Source organism: Listeria booriae, from assembly GCF_000766865.1.
Classification (GTDB): domain Bacteria; phylum Bacillota; class Bacilli; order Lactobacillales; family Listeriaceae; genus Listeria_A; species Listeria_A booriae.
In genome coordinates this window covers 215,009-231,013 of the sequence record NZ_JNFA01000025.1, presented here as the reverse complement: position 1 = coordinate 231,013, position 16,005 = coordinate 215,009, and the positions used below count along the sequence as shown (strand labels likewise).

Below are 16,005 nucleotides of genomic sequence, written 5' to 3'. Positions count from 1 at the left end.
GGGAGCGATGTTTTCGTATTATTGGACAATATCATCGTGGTAACTATGTGCTAAACGACTGGCAGCTGCTGCGGCAATAGCCCCAACGATATCATCAAGAAATGTATGCACTTGTATGCCGTCATGCTCGTTCAACTTAGCCAGAATGCCGGGTTTCACTTTATCAATATAACCATAATTCGTAAATCCGATAGAACCGTACACGTTTACAATCGAAAGCGCCAAAATTTCATCAACGCCATATAGCCCCTCGTCTGCGCCAATAATGTTTTGTAACGGTTGCACTAATTTTCCTTCTTCGGCTAACACATCCAACTGAATCCCCGTCAAAATCGCATTTTGCACCTCGCGTTTACGCAATACACGCTCCACGTTCTCCCGACAAATATCAAGACTCAATTCAGAATGATATTGCTTTTGTAAAAACAGCACTAAGTCCGCAATGTCATCAATCGTGACACCGCGTTCAATCAACCATTCGCGCGCCTTTTTCTCTAATTCACTTTGTTTTTCAACCATTCTCCATTCCTCCTAATCCAACAAAAAAACGGCAGATGAAGCCTATTGTTCACCGTACCGCGATTTTTAAAATACTTGTACTACTTCTTTGAAACCTAAAACTTTCTCTGATAAAGTAAGTTCGATTCCCATTTTTAACGTCATATCTGAACTTGGGCAGGTTTCACAAGCCCCTAATAATCGAATTTTTACAACACCATCGGGCGTGACATCGACCAGTTCATAGTCGCCGCCATCTCGTTCTAAATATGGTCGAAACTTCTTAAGAGCAGTATCCACTTCCGCATACATCTCGCTATTCATGGCATTCGACTCCTTCCTAACTGTGAATCATTCTCACTTATAACCCCTATTATAACAGCATCTCGAGAAAAAGAAAATGATAGTGATTACGAAAAAAGCAAAATAATGGCGCACAAAACAAAGCCCCATTCCTAAGGCTCAGAAAGGAATGGGGCAAGTATACTGTCAGACGGGTAAATCTGACTAAAAAGGGAGTGTTACTATTATGTTAACCGTGTGGATTAAGCACGGCAACAAACGAATTCTTGGTGTATTAATGCATCACTTAAACGCATTAAAGTAACCATAGATAAGTATAATATAGACGGAATTGCCTGTCAAGAATTACATATCTAAATAGTTTTATAATTCAATTAAGAAACCGGTTTACTCGCTTTTACGGCTTGTTTTTTGTAGAATAAAGAAGAGGTGAGCGAGCGATGGAAAAGGAAGCAAAGATTTTTGTATATGGATCAACTAATATTTGTGCGAGCTGTGTTGGAGCGCCGTCTTCTAAAGAAACCGAGGAGTGGCTCCGTGCGGCAATTGGACGTAAATTCCCTGACCAGCCATTTCAAGTGGAGTATGTGGATATTTTTGCGCCACAAGAAGAAACAGAATTGAAAAAAATTGCGGATATGATTGTGGAAGAGGACTATATGTATCCGGTTATTGTTATTGATGGTGAAGTCATTGCAGAAGGAAATCCGCGTTTAAAAGATATTTATGCGATGATGAAAGATCGCGGTTATCAGGCGGTGTAATGGAAGTAGGAGGGCAAAATGAATCCTATTGTGGAGTTTTGTGTAAATAATATTGCGTCTGGTTCTGAGGAGGCTTTTAATCGTTTAAATGCGGATCCAAAATTGGACGTGATTGAATATGATTGTTTGACTTATTGTGACTTGTGCGCGACGTCGATGTTTGCGTTAGTGGATGGCGAGGTTGTGCGCGGGGCAACGGTGGATGAGTTGGTGGAGAATGTTTATCGGTTTTTGGAAGAGAATCCTTTTTGATTGGTGAGCGCGCGCATGCTATTTTAGAGTTTCAACATGCACCAGAGCGAGGAAAAGATGTAATCCATTGGAAGAATTAATTGATCTATGCTATATATAGAATCAGCGATCGAATTTTAAATAGAAGAAAGGCTAGAACATAAGGGAATCTAAAATTCTCAAATGTTCTAGCCTTTTCTTGTGTTTAGTCAAACATTGAACTAGAATGCATCGGTTGTACTCTGGATTTTGGATCGATATAGTTCATCGCGTTGTTCACTGCGGTTGGAGCTTCGCCGAAACCAGTTGCGATTAGTTTTACTTTGCCATCGTAGGTGCAAACGTCGCCAGCAGAATAGATGCCAGGTATGTTGGTTTCCATTTTGGAGTTAACAACGATGGAGTTACGCTCGATGTCTAAGCCCCATTCTTTAATCGGACCAAGAGAAGACACGAAGCCATAATTAACGATGAAATCATCAATTTCCAGTACTTCTTTACGGTCTCCTTTTACTTCCTCTAAAACAATTTGCGTCATTTGTTCTGAATCACCGATGATGTCTGTAGGAATGAACGGTGTTTTGACAGTGATGGAAGAGTTCTCCAGTTTCTCTACGCTATGCTCATGGGCGCGGAAGGCGTTGCGGCGGTGAATGATAGTGACTTCTTTAGCGATTGGTTCTAGCATTAACGCCCAATCTACTGCGGAATCGCCCCCACCACAGACGGCAACGCGACGGCCTGAGAAGCGGTTTAGGTCGTTGATGAAATAATGCAAGTTTTTGCCTTCGTATTGTAGTGCATCGTCAAGTTCTAGGCGACGTGGTTGGAAAGCGCCATTTCCTGCAGTGATGATGATGGCTTTACTGTAATGCGTGTCTTGATTTGTGCTAATTTCGAATGTGCCATCTGCTTGTTTTTCCACGCTTGCTACAGCTTCTTCTAGGCAAACGGTTGGCTCAAAAGGCTTCATTTGCGCGATTAAGTTGTTTACTAGTTCTTGTGCGCGTACTTTTGGGAATCCTGGGATGTCGTAAATATATTTCTCAGGATAAAGCGTCGAAAGTTGACCGCCGAGTTGAGGCAGGCTCTCGATAATTTTGACATTGGCCTTGCGCATTCCTGCATAAAAAGCGGCGAATAGACCGGCTGGCCCGCCCCCGATAATCGTTATATCATAAATCTTTGTTTGATCGTCCACAAAAAAACCTCCTTGGATACTGTTCTTTCAGTTTTTTGACAACAAAACTATTCTACCATAAATCACATAAAAACAATATGGCAACGGCTTTCTGTTTATTGTGAGCTTCTTCTCTTGAAAAAATGGGATGAAACGGCTATGATATAGTGTGAGGGCTTTGTGTCTCTCAAATGAACGTAGATGTTTAAGCGCAATCTACATAATTGCCATTAGGAGGATTCCTAGTGCGGTTTCTTGTGAGAAAAATACAATGGGAAAGTGGATGTGATACAAGATGAGTAAGCCAAAGATCGTCATTCTAGGAGCTGGGTATGGTGGCTTGAAGACGTTGCGTAAATTGCAACAACTGAATGTAGAAGCAGATTTAGTATTGGTGAACAAAAATGATTATCATCATGAAACAACGTGGTTACATGAAGCTGCAGCAGGAACATTAGACGCAGATAAACTAATGTATCCTATCGCAAAAGTAGTTAACCCAACGAAAACAACTTTCATCCAAGATACTGTCAAGAAAATCAATAAAGATGACAAGACAGTAACACTTACTGGCAAAGGGGATATTTCATACGACTTTTTACTGATTGCACTTGGATCAGAAGCAGAAACATTCGGTATTAGCGGTTTGAAAGAATACGCGTATACGATTACAAGCATTGATTCTGTTAAACGAATTCGTGCTCAAATTGAAGGTAGTTTTGCGAAATGGAAAACGGAGCAACGCGATGAGTTATTAACAATCGTTGTTGGTGGTGCCGGATTTACTGGCATTGAGTTTTTAGGGGAACTGACGAACCGTATTCCAGAACTTGTGAAGAAATATGACGTACCTCGTGAAAAAGTCCGCATAGTTTGTATGGAAGCTTCACCAAAAGTGTTGCCACAATTCGATGCAAAACTTGTTGACTATGGCGTAGGCGTTTTAGAAGACCGTGGTGTAGAATTCCATGTTGGTACGCCAGTGAAGGAAGCTACAGCTGCAGGTATTAAATATGCGAAAAGTGAAACAGAAGATGTAGAAATCAAAGCAGCGACAGTTATTTGGGCCGCTGGTGTACGCGGAAATAGCGTTATTGAAGCATCTGGATTCGAAGCTGGCCGTGGTCGCGTGAAAGTAAACGATGATTTGACGGTTCCAGGCAATGAAGAAATTTTGATTATCGGGGATTGTTCATTAATGATTAACCCTGAGAACGATCGTCCGTACCCGCCAACTGCACAAATCGCAATGCAACAAGCAGATATTGCAGCAGCGAACTTAGCGAAATTGGCTAAAGGTATTACAGGCGAATTAGCACCATTCGTATACCACGAAAAAGGAACAGTTTGCTCGATTGGCGATAATGACGCGATTGGTGTTGTTATGGGCCGTAGCTTAAAAGGCTATCCAGCATCTGTTATGAAAAAAGTTATTGATGATCGCGCGTTATTCCAAATTGGTGGAACTGGCGTTATGATGAATAAAGGTAAATTTAAATTCTATAAATAAGTATTAGAAAAGCCTAGAGAACAGTGTTTTTTAAACATTGCGCTCTAGGCTTTTTTCTATTTTCGGCGTGTTAGGAGGAGGCTCGTTGCTAATAAGGCTAGGCCGAGAAGTTGTGCTACATCTGCTGAGCGGTCTCCGGTTTCGGGAAGTTTGTCAGCTGTGGTGTTTGGCGTCACGGTTACAGGTGTTATCGTTGGTGTGACGATGACGGGTGTTGCTGGTTTAGGTTGTGGTTTATCAGGCGTGACTGGATTATTTGCTGGTACCACAGTGTTTTGAACCGTTAACGTCACGGGTGTTGTCGGATTAAATGGGATCGTAAACGGGATGCTGTCTGATTTCAGTTGATAGCCATCAGGAGCTTCGCGTTCTTTTACATAATAGGAACCAGGTAGCAAGCCATTTAAAGTTGCCGTCCCGCTTTTATTCGTCACTATTTTTGCGATAGATTGATTCTTTTCATCAAAAACTTCGAATGTGGCATTCTCCAAGTCTTGGTTTTTCGTATTTGTTTTATGAATGATTAGCGTGCCTGTTTTTAATTGGTTCGTGACGGTGAGTTCTACAGGGGCGGTTTGGCCGTAGGTGATAGTGAATGGCGTGCGGGCTTGTGATAGCTCGTAGCCTGTTGGTGCCGCTGTTTCTTGGATGGAATAGTTGCCGGGAGTAAGGCCATCGATTTGGACGGTACCATCTTCATTTGTTGTGCCGGACGCGACGGTTGTGCCGGCACTATCTTGTACAGCAAACTTGGCGTCAGCTAACTTCTTATCTTGATCGACTTTATGGATGATGACGGAACCAATTGTTGTCAGGCCAGCGTCAATCGTAGCATTAAAATCACGAATGGATGCTAAATTCGCCGTTGCATTACCATTTTTATCAGGATCAGAATCGGTGTTTTCATCGCCCACTTTTTGCTTTGTAAAAGTATAACGGCTCGGGTCGGGATTGATGAACTTCACGTGATACTCACCAGCCAAAAGCCCAGTAAACAAGTAGGCGCCAATATCATTCGTGGTTTCCGTTTTCACTAAAACATTATTTTTTGTATATAGTTCGACTTGAACGTTCGCTGCAGGCGGTTCGCCATCATTTTGAATCCCATCGCCATTCGTGTCATACCAAACATAGTCGCCCAATTGCGCACCAGCGACATCAATATACAAATTCACATCATCTAAAAAATTACCAATCGTCAAATTACCATGAGATGTTGAAACAGGATTAAAAGTCAGTCGCGTCATCGTTTGGCCAGCGGGCACAACATAAGTACCAGAATACGTATTCCAAACCGTACCATCTTCTGCTGTGACGATAGGAAGCGGGTTATCTGGCGCTCCGATTAAAAGCTCAGCAACATCTGATCCATTACGCCCCCGATGCGCAAAACTCCATTTGAGTGTCGAACCAGGAACCGTTTTAATATCTTGATAAACAGGACCTGGTCCATCTGAATTTAATTCAATAAAATTAGTGCCCGAAAAAGCAGGAACATGCTCTCCATTACCGTTTTGCCAAACCTCAATATTTCCAGAAGGATTCGACGTTGCCCAAGCTTCAACCCCGTCCTGATTGACATACCAAACATTCGGTTGCCCAGCATTTCTCCCATACTCCGCAATATTTACATTTTCAAAATCAGCATTTTTAATCATCCAAGAAAATTCCCAGTTTCCCGTAGCATCAGCTTTCAAACCGCCTGCTAACATAAGAAGAAGCAGAAAAAATAAACCTACTATCCAGCGTTGCTTCATTTGTGTAACCCCCTTTTTCTAGAAAACAAAAAGATGACCTCATCGTCGTGCGTGATTAAGTCATCCTTAGCTGTCTTTATAATAATCCAAATAAGTAATCTACTAAAAATCCGATCGCAATCCCAGTTAAAGCCCCAAAGAAAACTTCCATTGGTTTATGGCCAAGCATCTCTTTCAAATGCTTTTGTTTCTCAGACTGTTCCGGATCAGTTAAACCTTTCGCATGTTCCACGAATTCATGAAAATCGCGTGCCAGCTGGTTCAAAACAATAGCTTGTTCACCGGCTTGGCGTCTAACACCAGTCGCATCGAACATCACGATAATCCCAAACACTACAGAAATCGCAAAATAAGGAGAATCAATACCATACGTAATCGCAAGCGTCGTCATCAGCGCCGTTACAGCAGCTGAATGCGAACTAGGCATACCTCCTGTTGAAAACATAAGTCCCCACTGTAGTTTCCGGTAAATAAGTAAATGAATAGGAACTTTGACAAATTGCGCGAAAAAAATGGCAATCAGCGAAGCAATTAACGGTACATTGATAAACATGGCAATCTCCTCTTTCTAACAAACAGTAGTACTAATATTGTACCACAATAAAGAGGGATAGAAACCTATGCGGGGGTAAATCGGCGGCAAGCGCTCGCAATGCGCTAGTTTTGGGAACTTCCGGTTCTCACATACGCAAGTATGCTCCGCTTCCGGGTTTCCCAAAACTAGCGAATTGCAAACGCTTTCGCTCGATTTGTGTGAAGCCGAGTGTACGTCTTACACGGGAAAGAAAAGAGACAAAACATAAAAGACAAAACATAAACATAAACATAAACATAAAACATTATTACTAAGGTTCGAAATAGCTTTGGGTTTCGGATATAATAGAGAGACAAGATTGAGAGGGAGTGTTCGGATGAGTTTGGGGGATTTTTTGGAGATGGAGTTGGTTGAGGTTGGGACGCAGGGGGCTTGTGTGAGGATGCCGGTGGGTGAGAAGACGAGGCAGCCGTTTGGTTTTTTGCATGGGGGGGCTTCGGTGGCACTTGCGGAACAGGCGGCGAGTATTGGGGCGTCAGAGCACGTTCAGGACGGGGAAATTGTTTTTGGGCTTGAGATTAATGCGAACCATATTTCGTCGGTACGGGATGGCTATGTGCGCGCAGAGGCTACGCCAGTTCATATCGGGAGGTCAACGCAGGTTTGGCAGGTCGAGATTCGTAGTGAGGAGAGCGGCAAGCTGGTTTGTGTTAGTCGCTGTACGATGGCTGTTAAAAAAATGAGATAAAAAGAAATGCCATGTTCCCTAAAAATTTGAAGGGGCATGGCATTTTTTGTTAGTCTTCTTTTTTATCTGAATCGTTCTCTTCGTCTAACTCAATAATTTCATTTTCGGAGTCGTCGGATTCTTGTTCGATGCGTGTTTCTTCTCTTTCGCGCGCTACGTCTTCGGCAACTTCGCGTTCTTCGATGCGCTCATCGCGCAATTCCCAATCTAGTTGGTCTTCCAATTCTTCTCGTTCTTGACGCGCGCGCTCCAACTGCTCTTGTTTGATAATCAAGTTTTTACGCTTTTTAATGTCGTCTTTTTTCACGGAGCGGAGTTGGTCACGAATGCGGATGGCAAGTGGTACACCAGTGTCGTATGCCGCACGGTTGATAAGGTGGGAGGCGATTGGTGTGGTCAAATAAATGAACAGAATCGCTAGTAACACACGAGCGTTAAAGCCTTGACCAGTATGAAAGAAATACCCAACTGTCGCAAAAAGCAACAAGCTGACGCCAAATGTGTTACTAATCCCCGCCGCATGCGTTCGTGTATAGACGTCTGGTAAACGGATAACGCCGATTGCCGCCAAAATACTAAGGGAGGCGCCGAGCAAAATCATCACAGAAATAATAATCTCAATTGTCACGCTCACGCTCAATCACCTTCCCTTTCTCAATAAATTTAGCAAAGGAAACCGTGCCGATAAAAGCAAGTAACGCGATTAACAAAATAACATCTAAATACGCACTTGTATCGAGTAACATCGAAAGTAGGGCAACGATAGCAACGAGATTCATCCCAATCGAATCCAGCGCCACTACTTTATCCGAAGTCGTAGGTCCTTTTAAAATCCGGTACAAATACAAGAATATCGAAATCGAATACAAAAGCAAGCCAATGGAGAGCACAATCGGTAAAATAATCAATGGAACACCTCCATAATCGCGCCTTCATAAGATTTCCGAATGGTCGCGATTTCTTCTTCAATATTAGGAACGTGAAGCGAATGCACGTAAATGGCTTTATAATCATCCGAGATATCAATCGAAAGCGTCCCCGGAGTCAGCGTAATTAAAATCGCCAACATCGTTACTTCCCAATCGGTCTCAAGCGTTGTTTCATATCGAAAAATACCAGGTCTAATATTCATGTCCTTTTTCAAAACGATTCGCGCTACCATCACTGTGGAAATAATTAAATCCTTAAAGAAGTTAAACAACAGCTTCACGAGCGCCAAAATCCGCCAAATATAAAAGCGAGACCCAAGGAAACGACGCATAAAGAACAACAAGAAAATCCCGATAATAAAGCCAAGGATGAACGTTCCCATCGTAAATGAGGACTGTAGGAACATCCACAAACAGGCAAGAATAATATTAATAATTAACTGAAACGCCATTTTTGCATCACTCCCCCAGTACCGCTTGAATATAGATCGACGGATCAACTAACGGATCGACTGCTTTATCGATTAGTGGATACATCGCCTCTGAAAAAATACCATAACCAACTGAAATAACAAGTAAAAGCAAGACGGGAAACATCATTTTGCGATACGGAATATCGAGTTTAAATGTTCCTTTTTTCTCGCCCCAGAAGCCTTTAGAGAAAATCTTAATCATCGACAGGAGGACAAACAGGCTGGAAATAAGAACGACAATGCCGCCAACATAATGTTTTGCCCCAAAAGAACCTTCAATGATAAGCAGTTTTCCAATAAAGCCGCTGAGTGGTGGAATTCCGGCAAGACCAAGCGCCCCAATAAAGAACGTCCAGCCGAGCGACGGTTTCACACTCATGAGCCCGCTGAATTTTTGAATGCTAGAGTAACCGGTAATCGCAATGATAACGCCAATTGTTAGGAAAAGTGTCCCTTTGATAAGCATATCGTGAATCAAGTAAAAAATTGCGCCAGTCATTGCCTCGCGTGTCATCAACGAAACGCTGAACAAAATCACGCCAACTGCAATCAAAATATTATAAATCATAATTGTTTTCATATCGTTGTAACTAATCGCACCAATCACGCCAAGCACAATCGTAATTAAAGCAAGCGTGGACAAGAGCGGTAAGGCAAAATCGGTCTCGTTATAAAAGAACAACGTATACACTCGAATTAGCGCGTACACACCGACTTTCGTAAGCAAGCCACCGAACAGAGCAAGAACCGGAATTGGCGGCGCATAATACGATCCAGGAAGCCAGAAGTAAAGCGGGAAAATCCCAGCCTTTAACCCAAAGACAAACAAGAAAAGTACCGCCACAACCGTAATCATCCCTGTGTTGCCACCCTCAATTGTCGCGATTTTTTGCGAAATATCAGCCATGTTAAGCGTCCCAACCATGGAATAAAGCAGGGCAATCGACATAACGAGAAACGCCGAACCGACCACATTGATAAGTAAATATTTCACCGTGGCTTTTAACTGCACCTTCGTCCCACCAAGAACGAGCAAGACATAAGACGCCATCAACATCACTTCAAAGAATACGAACAAGTTGAAAATATCACCCGTCAAGAAAGACCCGTTCACACCAACAATCAAGAATAAGACAGCTGGATAGTATAAAAATCGCTCACGCGGTTTTCCAATCGAATAAAACGAATATAACAACACACTAAGCAAAATCAAACTCGTCGTCGTTACTAGCAAAATCGCCAACATATCGCCGACAATCGAAATCCCGAACGGCGCTGGCCAATTACCAAGCGTTACGACCAAAATCCCGTGTTGATAGATGTAATAAACAAGATAAATATTCGCCAAAATTAACACAATGCTCGTAATAACAGCAATCGTTCGCTGAATCATCACTTTTCGCGGAAATAACAACAAGAATACCGCGCCAAAAGCAGGAATTAAAATCGGCATTAAAACAAGGTTACTCATCATCCGATTCATGCCCCCTTGTCTTAGAAACGCTCTCACTATCAAGCTCCTGATAAGCCCGGTAAGCAAGTACAAGGAAAAAGGCCGTCACACCAAAACTAATAACGATCGCCGTCAAAATCAACGCTTGCGGCAATGGATCATTATAAGCTGGGAGCCCCGGCGTATCAAGCAGGGGAGCCTTTCCTTTTTTCAATCCGCCCATCGTCAAGATAAGCAAGTTCACACCATGGCTTAAAACCGCCGTTCCAAGAATAATTCGCAATAAACTTTTGGAAAGAATGAGGTAGGTGGCTGCCATAAACATGAGCCCAATTAAAATCGACATCAATAGTTCCATCTAGTCACTCTCCCCAATCGTCTGAATTATCGTTAACGTCACACCAACAACAACTAAATAAACACCCAAGTCAAAAATAGTCGCCGTGTGTAGCGCAGTATCCCCAATAATCGGCAAATCCACATGCCCAAATTTATGCGTCAAAAATGGATCGCCAGTAATAACCCCAATCATGCCTGTTCCAAGCGCAAACAATAAGCCAACGCCCGTCATCATGATCGTATTAATATTCAACATACTCTTAACGGTCTGCGTATCATAAGCAATCAGCGTCAGCGTAATCGCCCCAGCAGAAGTCAGTCCAGCAACGAATCCGCCGCCAGGATTATAATGCCCCGCTAAGAACAAATGCAACGAAAACAGGAAAATAATAAAGACAACAACCTTCGTGACATTACGCAGCAATACGTCATTTGTTTTCATTTTTTTCCCTCCTCGCCAATCGTAATTTTATCATTCCAAAAATACCAATCGATGCAACCGCCAAAACTACCGTTTCAAACAGCGTATCAAAGCCACGGAAATCAACAAGAATAACGTTCACAATGTTTTTTCCAGCCGCTTTTGTATACGTATTGTCAATATAGTATTGCGAAATCGAATCATAAAACGTTGTATCGTACGCCGATAATGAAATCAAGAAGACAACAAGACCAACGCCGAAACTAATCAATGTTTTCACAGAAAGCCATTTTGGTTTTTCCTCGATATTACTAAACTGCGGCAAGTGGTAGAAGACCAGCAAGTAAAGCACAACCGAAATCGTTTCAATCACGAGTTGCGTTAACGCAAGATCCGGCGCCCGAGCAACAATAAAGAAGATACTAATCGTATATCCCATTGCCCCAAGTAAAATAATCGAGGTAATCCGTGATTTCGAGAACACGACACCGACCAGCGTCACCACAATAACAAGCGCCAACACATAATCCATCATCGTTACACGCGAAATCGTCGAAATATCAAAATTAAGCGCATCCGTCGCAAAAATCGTCCCTAACATCAAAATAATGAAGGCCATCAACATGTAATTCAAATACGTTCGAAGCCACCCCGTCATAATCCACAACGTAAAACGATATGACCCTTGCTCCATATAATACATGCTATTATCATACGCCTTGCCCCATTGGAAGAACCGCGGCACTTTTTCCTTAATAAAAGGTCGCCACCAATTCGCCGTTTTGTAAAGCAAAATTCCTAAAATAATAACACCAAACGTCATCAGTAACGCCATCGTAAAGCCATGCCAGAAACTAATATGCACATGATAATCCGTGCCATAAAGCGAAGGCATAATCGATTTTACAGCCGGTTCCAGAAGCGGTTTTGCAATTAAGTTCGGGAAAAGCCCCGTAATCACAACAAGCGCGGACAAAATAAGCGGTGGCAATAACAAACCAAGTGGCGCCTCATGCGGTTTCTTCGGCAACAAATGCGGCTTCAATTTACCACCAAATGTTTTGAAGAAAATAATCATGCTATACACAAATGTGAAAATACTACCAACCCATGCGATCACCGGAAGCAAAATGCCCCAAGTATCCGCATTAAACAAGTTCAGCGTTGTCACATCGACCATGCTTTGGAAAAACATTTCCTTACTCAAAAAACCATTAAACGGCGGTAAACCAGCCATCGCGAACGTCCCGATAAAAGCAATCGTCGCTGTAATCGGCATAATCCGCATCAAACCACCAAGCCGCTTAATATCACGCGTACCCGTTTCATGATCGACAATCCCGACCATCATAAACAGACTTCCTTTAAACGTCGCGTGGTTAAACAAATGGAACACCGCAGCAACAAGCGCCCCGATATAAATATCATCACTCCACGAATCAAAATGAAGCGCAGCCGCTCCAACACCGAGCAGCGTCATAATCATTCCGAGCTGACTAATCGTCGAATAAGCCAAAATCGCTTTCAAATCTTGCTTTTTCGTCGCCGTAATCGAACCCCAGAATAGCGTCACAATTCCGACTAACGAAATCGTCCAAAACCAAACGCCCGACACCGCAAAAAGTGGCGTAAACCGAGCAACCAAATAAAGTCCAGCCTTAACCATCGTTGCCGAGTGCAAATACGCACTAACTGGCGTCGGCGCCTCCATCGCGTCCGGCAACCAAACATGAAACGGCACCTGCGCAGACTTCGTAAACGCCCCAAGTAAAATCAAAATCATCGCCGGAATAAACAACGAACTCGCCTGAACGACCGAAGCTTCCCCGATAATTTCACGCAACGAGAATGATCCCGTAATAACATGAAGTAATAAAATCCCTCCGAGTAGCATCAAGCCACCAAATACCGTAATCAGTAAAGACTTCCGCGCGCCATAACGCGATCTTTCCCGATGATACCAGTAACCGATCAATAAGAACGAGCTAATCGAAGTCATCTCCCAGAACAAATAGAGGACGACTAAATTATCACTAAGCACAACTCCAAGCATCGCCGTCATGAAAATGAATAGAAATGCATAAAAATTGTTTAAACGCTCCTTCTTTTTACCTAAATAAAAAATAGAGTAAAACGTGACGAGCGATCCAATCCCTGTGATTAACAAAGCAAAAAGCAAGCTAAGTCCATCCACAACGACCGTAAAATTAATACCAAGCGACGGAATCCAAGGCATCGTCTCAGTGACAACCCCCTGCATTGTCTGCGGAATAAACGTCAAAAAATAAATAAATAAAATGACTGGAATCGGCAGTACAATCCATCCTGTATGCAATTGGTTAGTCCATCGATAAAAAATGGGAATTAACATAGCCATGAGAAATGGCAAGAAAATGGCGAGGTGTAGAAATGACAAACGTTCTCCCTCCTTGATGAAAAAATAGTGTTCATATGACGAAACATCACTATGTATACGAGCGATGAAGCTTAGCACAAAAACCCGAAGATAAAGATAGGGTGTGATTCTGTGTCCCGTGGAAGTGCCTAAAAAGACATGGAACACGCGTTGTTTTGCCACATTTTTTATTATAACACACTTAATTACCCGAAAAAAAGGGTAGAATCTTGACATCTTTGTAAAAAAGCAATTGTTTTTCAAATTCTATAAATATGTAGGAACAAGAAAAATAAAAATATGAAGACGGAGAAAAAAATAAAGCCAGGTCTATGCTTTCCCCATTTTACAAGACAAAACATAGCCAAAGCTTTATACAAGTTTCCAACTCAATCCACATTCACATGCCGCTTCCGATCCGATTTTAAACTCAACCAAAGCAAAACAAAAGCGACAACAAACATGAAACTTGTAAACACAAACACATTACTCATGCCAACAAAGCCAGCCATCGTTCCGCCAAGTATTGGCCCAATCACATTACCAAGAAAGCGCGCACTCTGATTATAGCCGAGCATCTCACCTTGCATTTGCCCAGGAGCAGCCAGCCGAATATATGCCGTCGTACAAGGCACCATCCCGCCAATCGCAATCCCAAACAAGAATCGGCAAATAATAAACAGCCACAAATTCGGCACAAACGCCTGTGGTAACACAAACAAAGCCGCCAAAATCAGCAAAATATTTAAAATTCGCTCATAGCCATACTTATCCCCAAGCGATCCCCATTTCCGCGTCATCACTAAGTTCCCAAACCCAGCCGCAGAAAAAGCCAGCCCCGAGAGCAGCGCCACATTATCCGTATGCGTCAATTCCCCGACGTAAAGCGCCAAAAGCGGCTGTACACTAAAGTTCGCCACCTGAATCAACAACGAAATAATCATCACCATCATCAAAACCCGCAATTGAAAAATATGTTTCAACACTTCCCGACGCGAATAAACAATTTTCTTCTTATCATCCACATCCGGCCGAATTTCCTTCAAACCAAACGTCACAATCAGAGCCGCAATAAAAATCGCAATCCCCGTAATAATAAACGTACTCGAGAACCCGAAGAAATCAGCCAAAGCCCCACCGAGTAGCGGACCAAACAACATCCCAGTCACACCACCAAGCTGCAACGTCCCAAGCACTTTTCCGGCCTCATGTTTATCCGTTTGACGCGCAATAAACGCATTCGAAATCCCGATAAACCCAGTCACAATCCCCATGAAAATCCGCAAAACAAACATATACGTGACAGAATGAGCATACCCCATAAGAAAAATACTCACACTCATCCCAAAAGCAGTAAACATCAAGATTTTTTTAAATCCATACTTATCCCCAATTCGTCCCCAAATTGGAGAAAAAATAAAAGCGACTAAAAAAGTCACCCCAAAAATATACCCAGCCCAGCGTTGCACATAAGCCTCACTGTAGTCACCAAAGGTTTCAATATACAACGATAAGAACGGCATAATCATCGTCGTACTAGCCGAAACCAGCAAATTCGCCAACATTAAAATATACAAATTCCTCTTTTTCGTTGACATAAAAAATCATCTCTATTCCTTAATAGTTTCCAAAATACTAATTCCATTATAGAATAAAGAAGAGAAGAAATAAAATAAACGCTCTACGAATAGGAGGCACCATGGTCAAAAAAATTGTTATTTGGGGTGCAGCTAGTTTATTATGTATATATGTACTCGCTGTATTTGTGAACTTACTCATAATCTGGTTCAAATAAAAGCAGTCAATCCCAACCAAAAAAGGAGATTCAAAAATATGACCTACTATCCACAATTATCAACAGAAGTTGCAGAAAACGAAAAACTAATCGAAATGGAAACAAACCGCGGCACAATCAAGATTAAACTATTCCCAGAAATCGCACCAAAAGCCGTAGAAAACTTCCTAACACACGCAGAAAATGGCTATTATGACGGCATCATTTTCCACCGTGTCATTCCTGATTTCATGATCCAAGGCGGCGACCCACAAGGCGCAGGATTCGGCGGCGAAAGCATCTGGGGCGAACCATTCGAAGACGAATTCTCACCAAACGCATTCAACATCCGCGGCGCTCTATCAATGGCTAACGCAGGCCCAGGAACAAACGGCAGCCAATTCTTCATCGTTCAAAACAAGAACCTGCATCCACAAATGGCAGGCCAAATGGAATCAGCCGGATTCCCAGCCGAAGTAATCGAAGCCTACAAAGCTGGTGGAACACCGCATCTAGACGGTCGCCACACAGTATTTGGCCAAGTCATTGACGGTATGGACGTAGTAGACGAAATCGCTAACGTAAGCGTAGGCCCTCAAGATAAGCCAGTTCACGACATTACTATCGACAAAATCACAATCTTATAATCAAGTCTCCATAATGTCTTAAATAAAAACAAAAATGAGCCCTCAAAT

Annotated in this window: 18 protein-coding genes; 5 read left to right on the top strand and 13 right to left on the bottom strand. The window is 42.5% G+C overall.

Translation table 11 applies throughout. From position 1 onward, the window contains the following. Positions 1–18 precede the first annotated feature (18 nt). Together EP57_RS12290 and EP57_RS12285 are read right to left on the bottom strand one after the other, a co-directional pair. On the bottom strand, positions 19–519 hold the full coding sequence (locus EP57_RS12290; protein WP_036087142.1) for a phosphatidylglycerophosphatase A family protein: 501 nt from the start codon (positions 517–519) through the stop codon (positions 19–21). Between the two features lie 66 nt (positions 520–585). Beyond that, the gene (locus EP57_RS12285) at positions 586–822 is read right to left on the bottom strand and encodes a NifU family protein (RefSeq protein ID WP_036087140.1); all 237 of its coding nucleotides are present in this window, start codon (positions 820–822) and stop codon (positions 586–588) included. A gap of 419 nt (positions 823–1,241) precedes the next feature. Here EP57_RS12285 and EP57_RS12280 point away from each other — a divergent pair, with 419 nt between their 5' ends. Continuing rightward, positions 1,242–1,565: a YuzD family protein gene (locus EP57_RS12280; RefSeq protein WP_036087138.1), complete on the top strand. Its 324-nt coding sequence runs from the start codon at positions 1,242–1,244 to the stop codon at positions 1,563–1,565. 18 nt (positions 1,566–1,583) lie between these two features. Next, on the top strand, positions 1,584–1,817 hold the full coding sequence (locus tag EP57_RS12275) for a YuzB family protein (protein WP_036087137.1): 234 nt from the start codon (positions 1,584–1,586) through the stop codon (positions 1,815–1,817). Positions 1,818–2,001: 184 nt separating this feature from the next. Here EP57_RS12275 and EP57_RS12270 read toward each other — a convergent pair whose 3' ends face one another. Continuing rightward, positions 2,002–2,997, bottom strand: a complete 996-nt coding sequence (locus EP57_RS12270) for an NAD(P)/FAD-dependent oxidoreductase (protein ID WP_036087135.1) — start codon at positions 2,995–2,997, stop codon at positions 2,002–2,004. A 274-nt stretch (positions 2,998–3,271) separates the two neighbouring features. Between EP57_RS12270 and EP57_RS12265 the strand changes: the two genes are divergently transcribed. Beyond that, positions 3,272–4,486 (top strand): NAD(P)/FAD-dependent oxidoreductase, encoded by a 1,215-nt coding sequence (locus tag EP57_RS12265; RefSeq protein ID WP_036087133.1) that lies wholly within the window; start codon positions 3,272–3,274, stop codon positions 4,484–4,486. A 56-nt stretch (positions 4,487–4,542) separates the two neighbouring features. Here EP57_RS12265 and EP57_RS12260 read toward each other — a convergent pair whose 3' ends face one another. Together EP57_RS12260 and EP57_RS12255 are read right to left on the bottom strand one after the other, a co-directional pair. Further along, a complete protein-coding gene (locus EP57_RS12260; protein ID WP_036087132.1) occupies positions 4,543–6,243 on the bottom strand; it encodes a SpaA isopeptide-forming pilin-related protein in 1,701 nt (566 codons plus the stop codon). 76 nt (positions 6,244–6,319) lie between these two features. After that, positions 6,320–6,796 carry a divergent PAP2 family protein gene (locus EP57_RS12255; RefSeq protein WP_221630107.1) on the bottom strand — a complete coding sequence of 159 codons (477 nt, stop codon included), beginning with the start codon at positions 6,794–6,796 and terminating at the stop codon, positions 6,320–6,322. A 358-nt stretch (positions 6,797–7,154) separates the two neighbouring features. Between EP57_RS12255 and menI the strand changes: the two genes are divergently transcribed. Then, positions 7,155–7,526 (top strand): 1,4-dihydroxy-2-naphthoyl-CoA hydrolase MenI, encoded by a 372-nt coding sequence (gene menI, locus EP57_RS12250; protein WP_036087128.1) that lies wholly within the window; start codon positions 7,155–7,157, stop codon positions 7,524–7,526. Between the two features lie 49 nt (positions 7,527–7,575). On the opposite strand, the gene mnhG is transcribed toward menI, so the two are convergent. From mnhG to EP57_RS12210, 8 genes are all read right to left on the bottom strand, one after another. After that, entirely contained in the window at positions 7,576–8,160 is a 585-nt protein-coding gene (gene mnhG / locus EP57_RS12245) for a monovalent cation/H(+) antiporter subunit G (protein ID WP_036087127.1), read from the bottom strand. Further along, on the bottom strand, positions 8,144–8,431 hold the full coding sequence (locus EP57_RS12240) for a Na(+)/H(+) antiporter subunit F1 (RefSeq protein WP_036087267.1): 288 nt from the start codon (positions 8,429–8,431) through the stop codon (positions 8,144–8,146). Before EP57_RS12240 ends, mnhG begins: the two co-directional genes overlap by 17 nt. Beyond that, complete coding sequence (locus EP57_RS12235; RefSeq protein ID WP_036087126.1) at positions 8,431–8,907, bottom strand: Na+/H+ antiporter subunit E; 477 nt, start codon at positions 8,905–8,907, stop codon at positions 8,431–8,433. The genes EP57_RS12240 and EP57_RS12235 overlap by 1 nt, the downstream gene beginning before the upstream one ends. 7 nt (positions 8,908–8,914) lie before the next feature. Next, on the bottom strand, positions 8,915–10,402 hold the full coding sequence (locus tag EP57_RS12230; RefSeq protein WP_036087123.1) for a Na+/H+ antiporter subunit D: 1,488 nt from the start codon (positions 10,400–10,402) through the stop codon (positions 8,915–8,917). Continuing rightward, positions 10,392–10,739: a Na(+)/H(+) antiporter subunit C gene (locus tag EP57_RS12225; protein WP_036087121.1), complete on the bottom strand. Its 348-nt coding sequence runs from the start codon at positions 10,737–10,739 to the stop codon at positions 10,392–10,394. Before EP57_RS12225 ends, EP57_RS12230 begins: the two co-directional genes overlap by 11 nt. Next, positions 10,740–11,162, bottom strand: a complete 423-nt coding sequence (locus EP57_RS12220) for a Na(+)/H(+) antiporter subunit B (RefSeq protein WP_036087119.1) — start codon at positions 11,160–11,162, stop codon at positions 10,740–10,742. Beyond that, complete coding sequence (locus EP57_RS12215) at positions 11,149–13,557, bottom strand: Na+/H+ antiporter subunit A (RefSeq protein ID WP_036087116.1); 2,409 nt, start codon at positions 13,555–13,557, stop codon at positions 11,149–11,151. The genes EP57_RS12220 and EP57_RS12215 overlap by 14 nt, the downstream gene beginning before the upstream one ends. A gap of 368 nt (positions 13,558–13,925) precedes the next feature. Continuing rightward, positions 13,926–15,134: a lmo2377 family MFS transporter gene (locus EP57_RS12210; protein WP_036087115.1), complete on the bottom strand. Its 1,209-nt coding sequence runs from the start codon at positions 15,132–15,134 to the stop codon at positions 13,926–13,928. Between the two features lie 235 nt (positions 15,135–15,369). Here EP57_RS12210 and EP57_RS12205 point away from each other — a divergent pair, with 235 nt between their 5' ends. Continuing rightward, positions 15,370–15,957, top strand: coding sequence for a peptidylprolyl isomerase (locus EP57_RS12205; protein WP_036087111.1), 588 nt, complete (start codon positions 15,370–15,372; stop codon positions 15,955–15,957). Positions 15,958–16,005 lie beyond the last annotated feature (48 nt).

What these genes read in the sequence shown, in the direction of transcription:
- EP57_RS12290 (WP_036087142.1), bottom strand. Translation starts at nt 519, where the DNA reads ATGGTTGAAAAACAAAGTGAATTAGAGAAAAAGGCGCGCGAATGGTTG.
- EP57_RS12285 (WP_036087140.1), bottom strand. Translation starts at nt 822, where the DNA reads ATGAATAGCGAGATGTATGCGGAAGTGGATACTGCTCTTAAGAAGTTT.
- EP57_RS12280 (WP_036087138.1), top strand. Translation starts at nt 1,242, where the DNA reads ATGGAAAAGGAAGCAAAGATTTTTGTATATGGATCAACTAATATTTGT.
- EP57_RS12275 (WP_036087137.1), top strand. Translation starts at nt 1,584, where the DNA reads ATGAATCCTATTGTGGAGTTTTGTGTAAATAATATTGCGTCTGGTTCT.
- EP57_RS12265 (WP_036087133.1), top strand. Translation starts at nt 3,272, where the DNA reads ATGAGTAAGCCAAAGATCGTCATTCTAGGAGCTGGGTATGGTGGCTTG.
- EP57_RS12260 (WP_036087132.1), bottom strand. Translation starts at nt 6,243, where the DNA reads ATGAAGCAACGCTGGATAGTAGGTTTATTTTTTCTGCTTCTTCTTATG.
- EP57_RS12255 (WP_221630107.1), bottom strand. Translation starts at nt 6,796, where the DNA reads ATGTTTATCAATGTACCGTTAATTGCTTCGCTGATTGCCATTTTTTTC.
- menI (WP_036087128.1), top strand. Translation starts at nt 7,155, where the DNA reads ATGAGTTTGGGGGATTTTTTGGAGATGGAGTTGGTTGAGGTTGGGACG.
- EP57_RS12235 (WP_036087126.1), bottom strand. Translation starts at nt 8,907, where the DNA reads ATGGCGTTTCAGTTAATTATTAATATTATTCTTGCCTGTTTGTGGATG.
- EP57_RS12230 (WP_036087123.1), bottom strand. Translation starts at nt 10,402, where the DNA reads ATGATGAGTAACCTTGTTTTAATGCCGATTTTAATTCCTGCTTTTGGC.
- EP57_RS12225 (WP_036087121.1), bottom strand. Translation starts at nt 10,739, where the DNA reads ATGGAACTATTGATGTCGATTTTAATTGGGCTCATGTTTATGGCAGCC.
- EP57_RS12220 (WP_036087119.1), bottom strand. Translation starts at nt 11,162, where the DNA reads ATGAAAACAAATGACGTATTGCTGCGTAATGTCACGAAGGTTGTTGTC.
- EP57_RS12210 (WP_036087115.1), bottom strand. Translation starts at nt 15,134, where the DNA reads ATGTCAACGAAAAAGAGGAATTTGTATATTTTAATGTTGGCGAATTTG.
- EP57_RS12205 (WP_036087111.1), top strand. Translation starts at nt 15,370, where the DNA reads ATGACCTACTATCCACAATTATCAACAGAAGTTGCAGAAAACGAAAAA.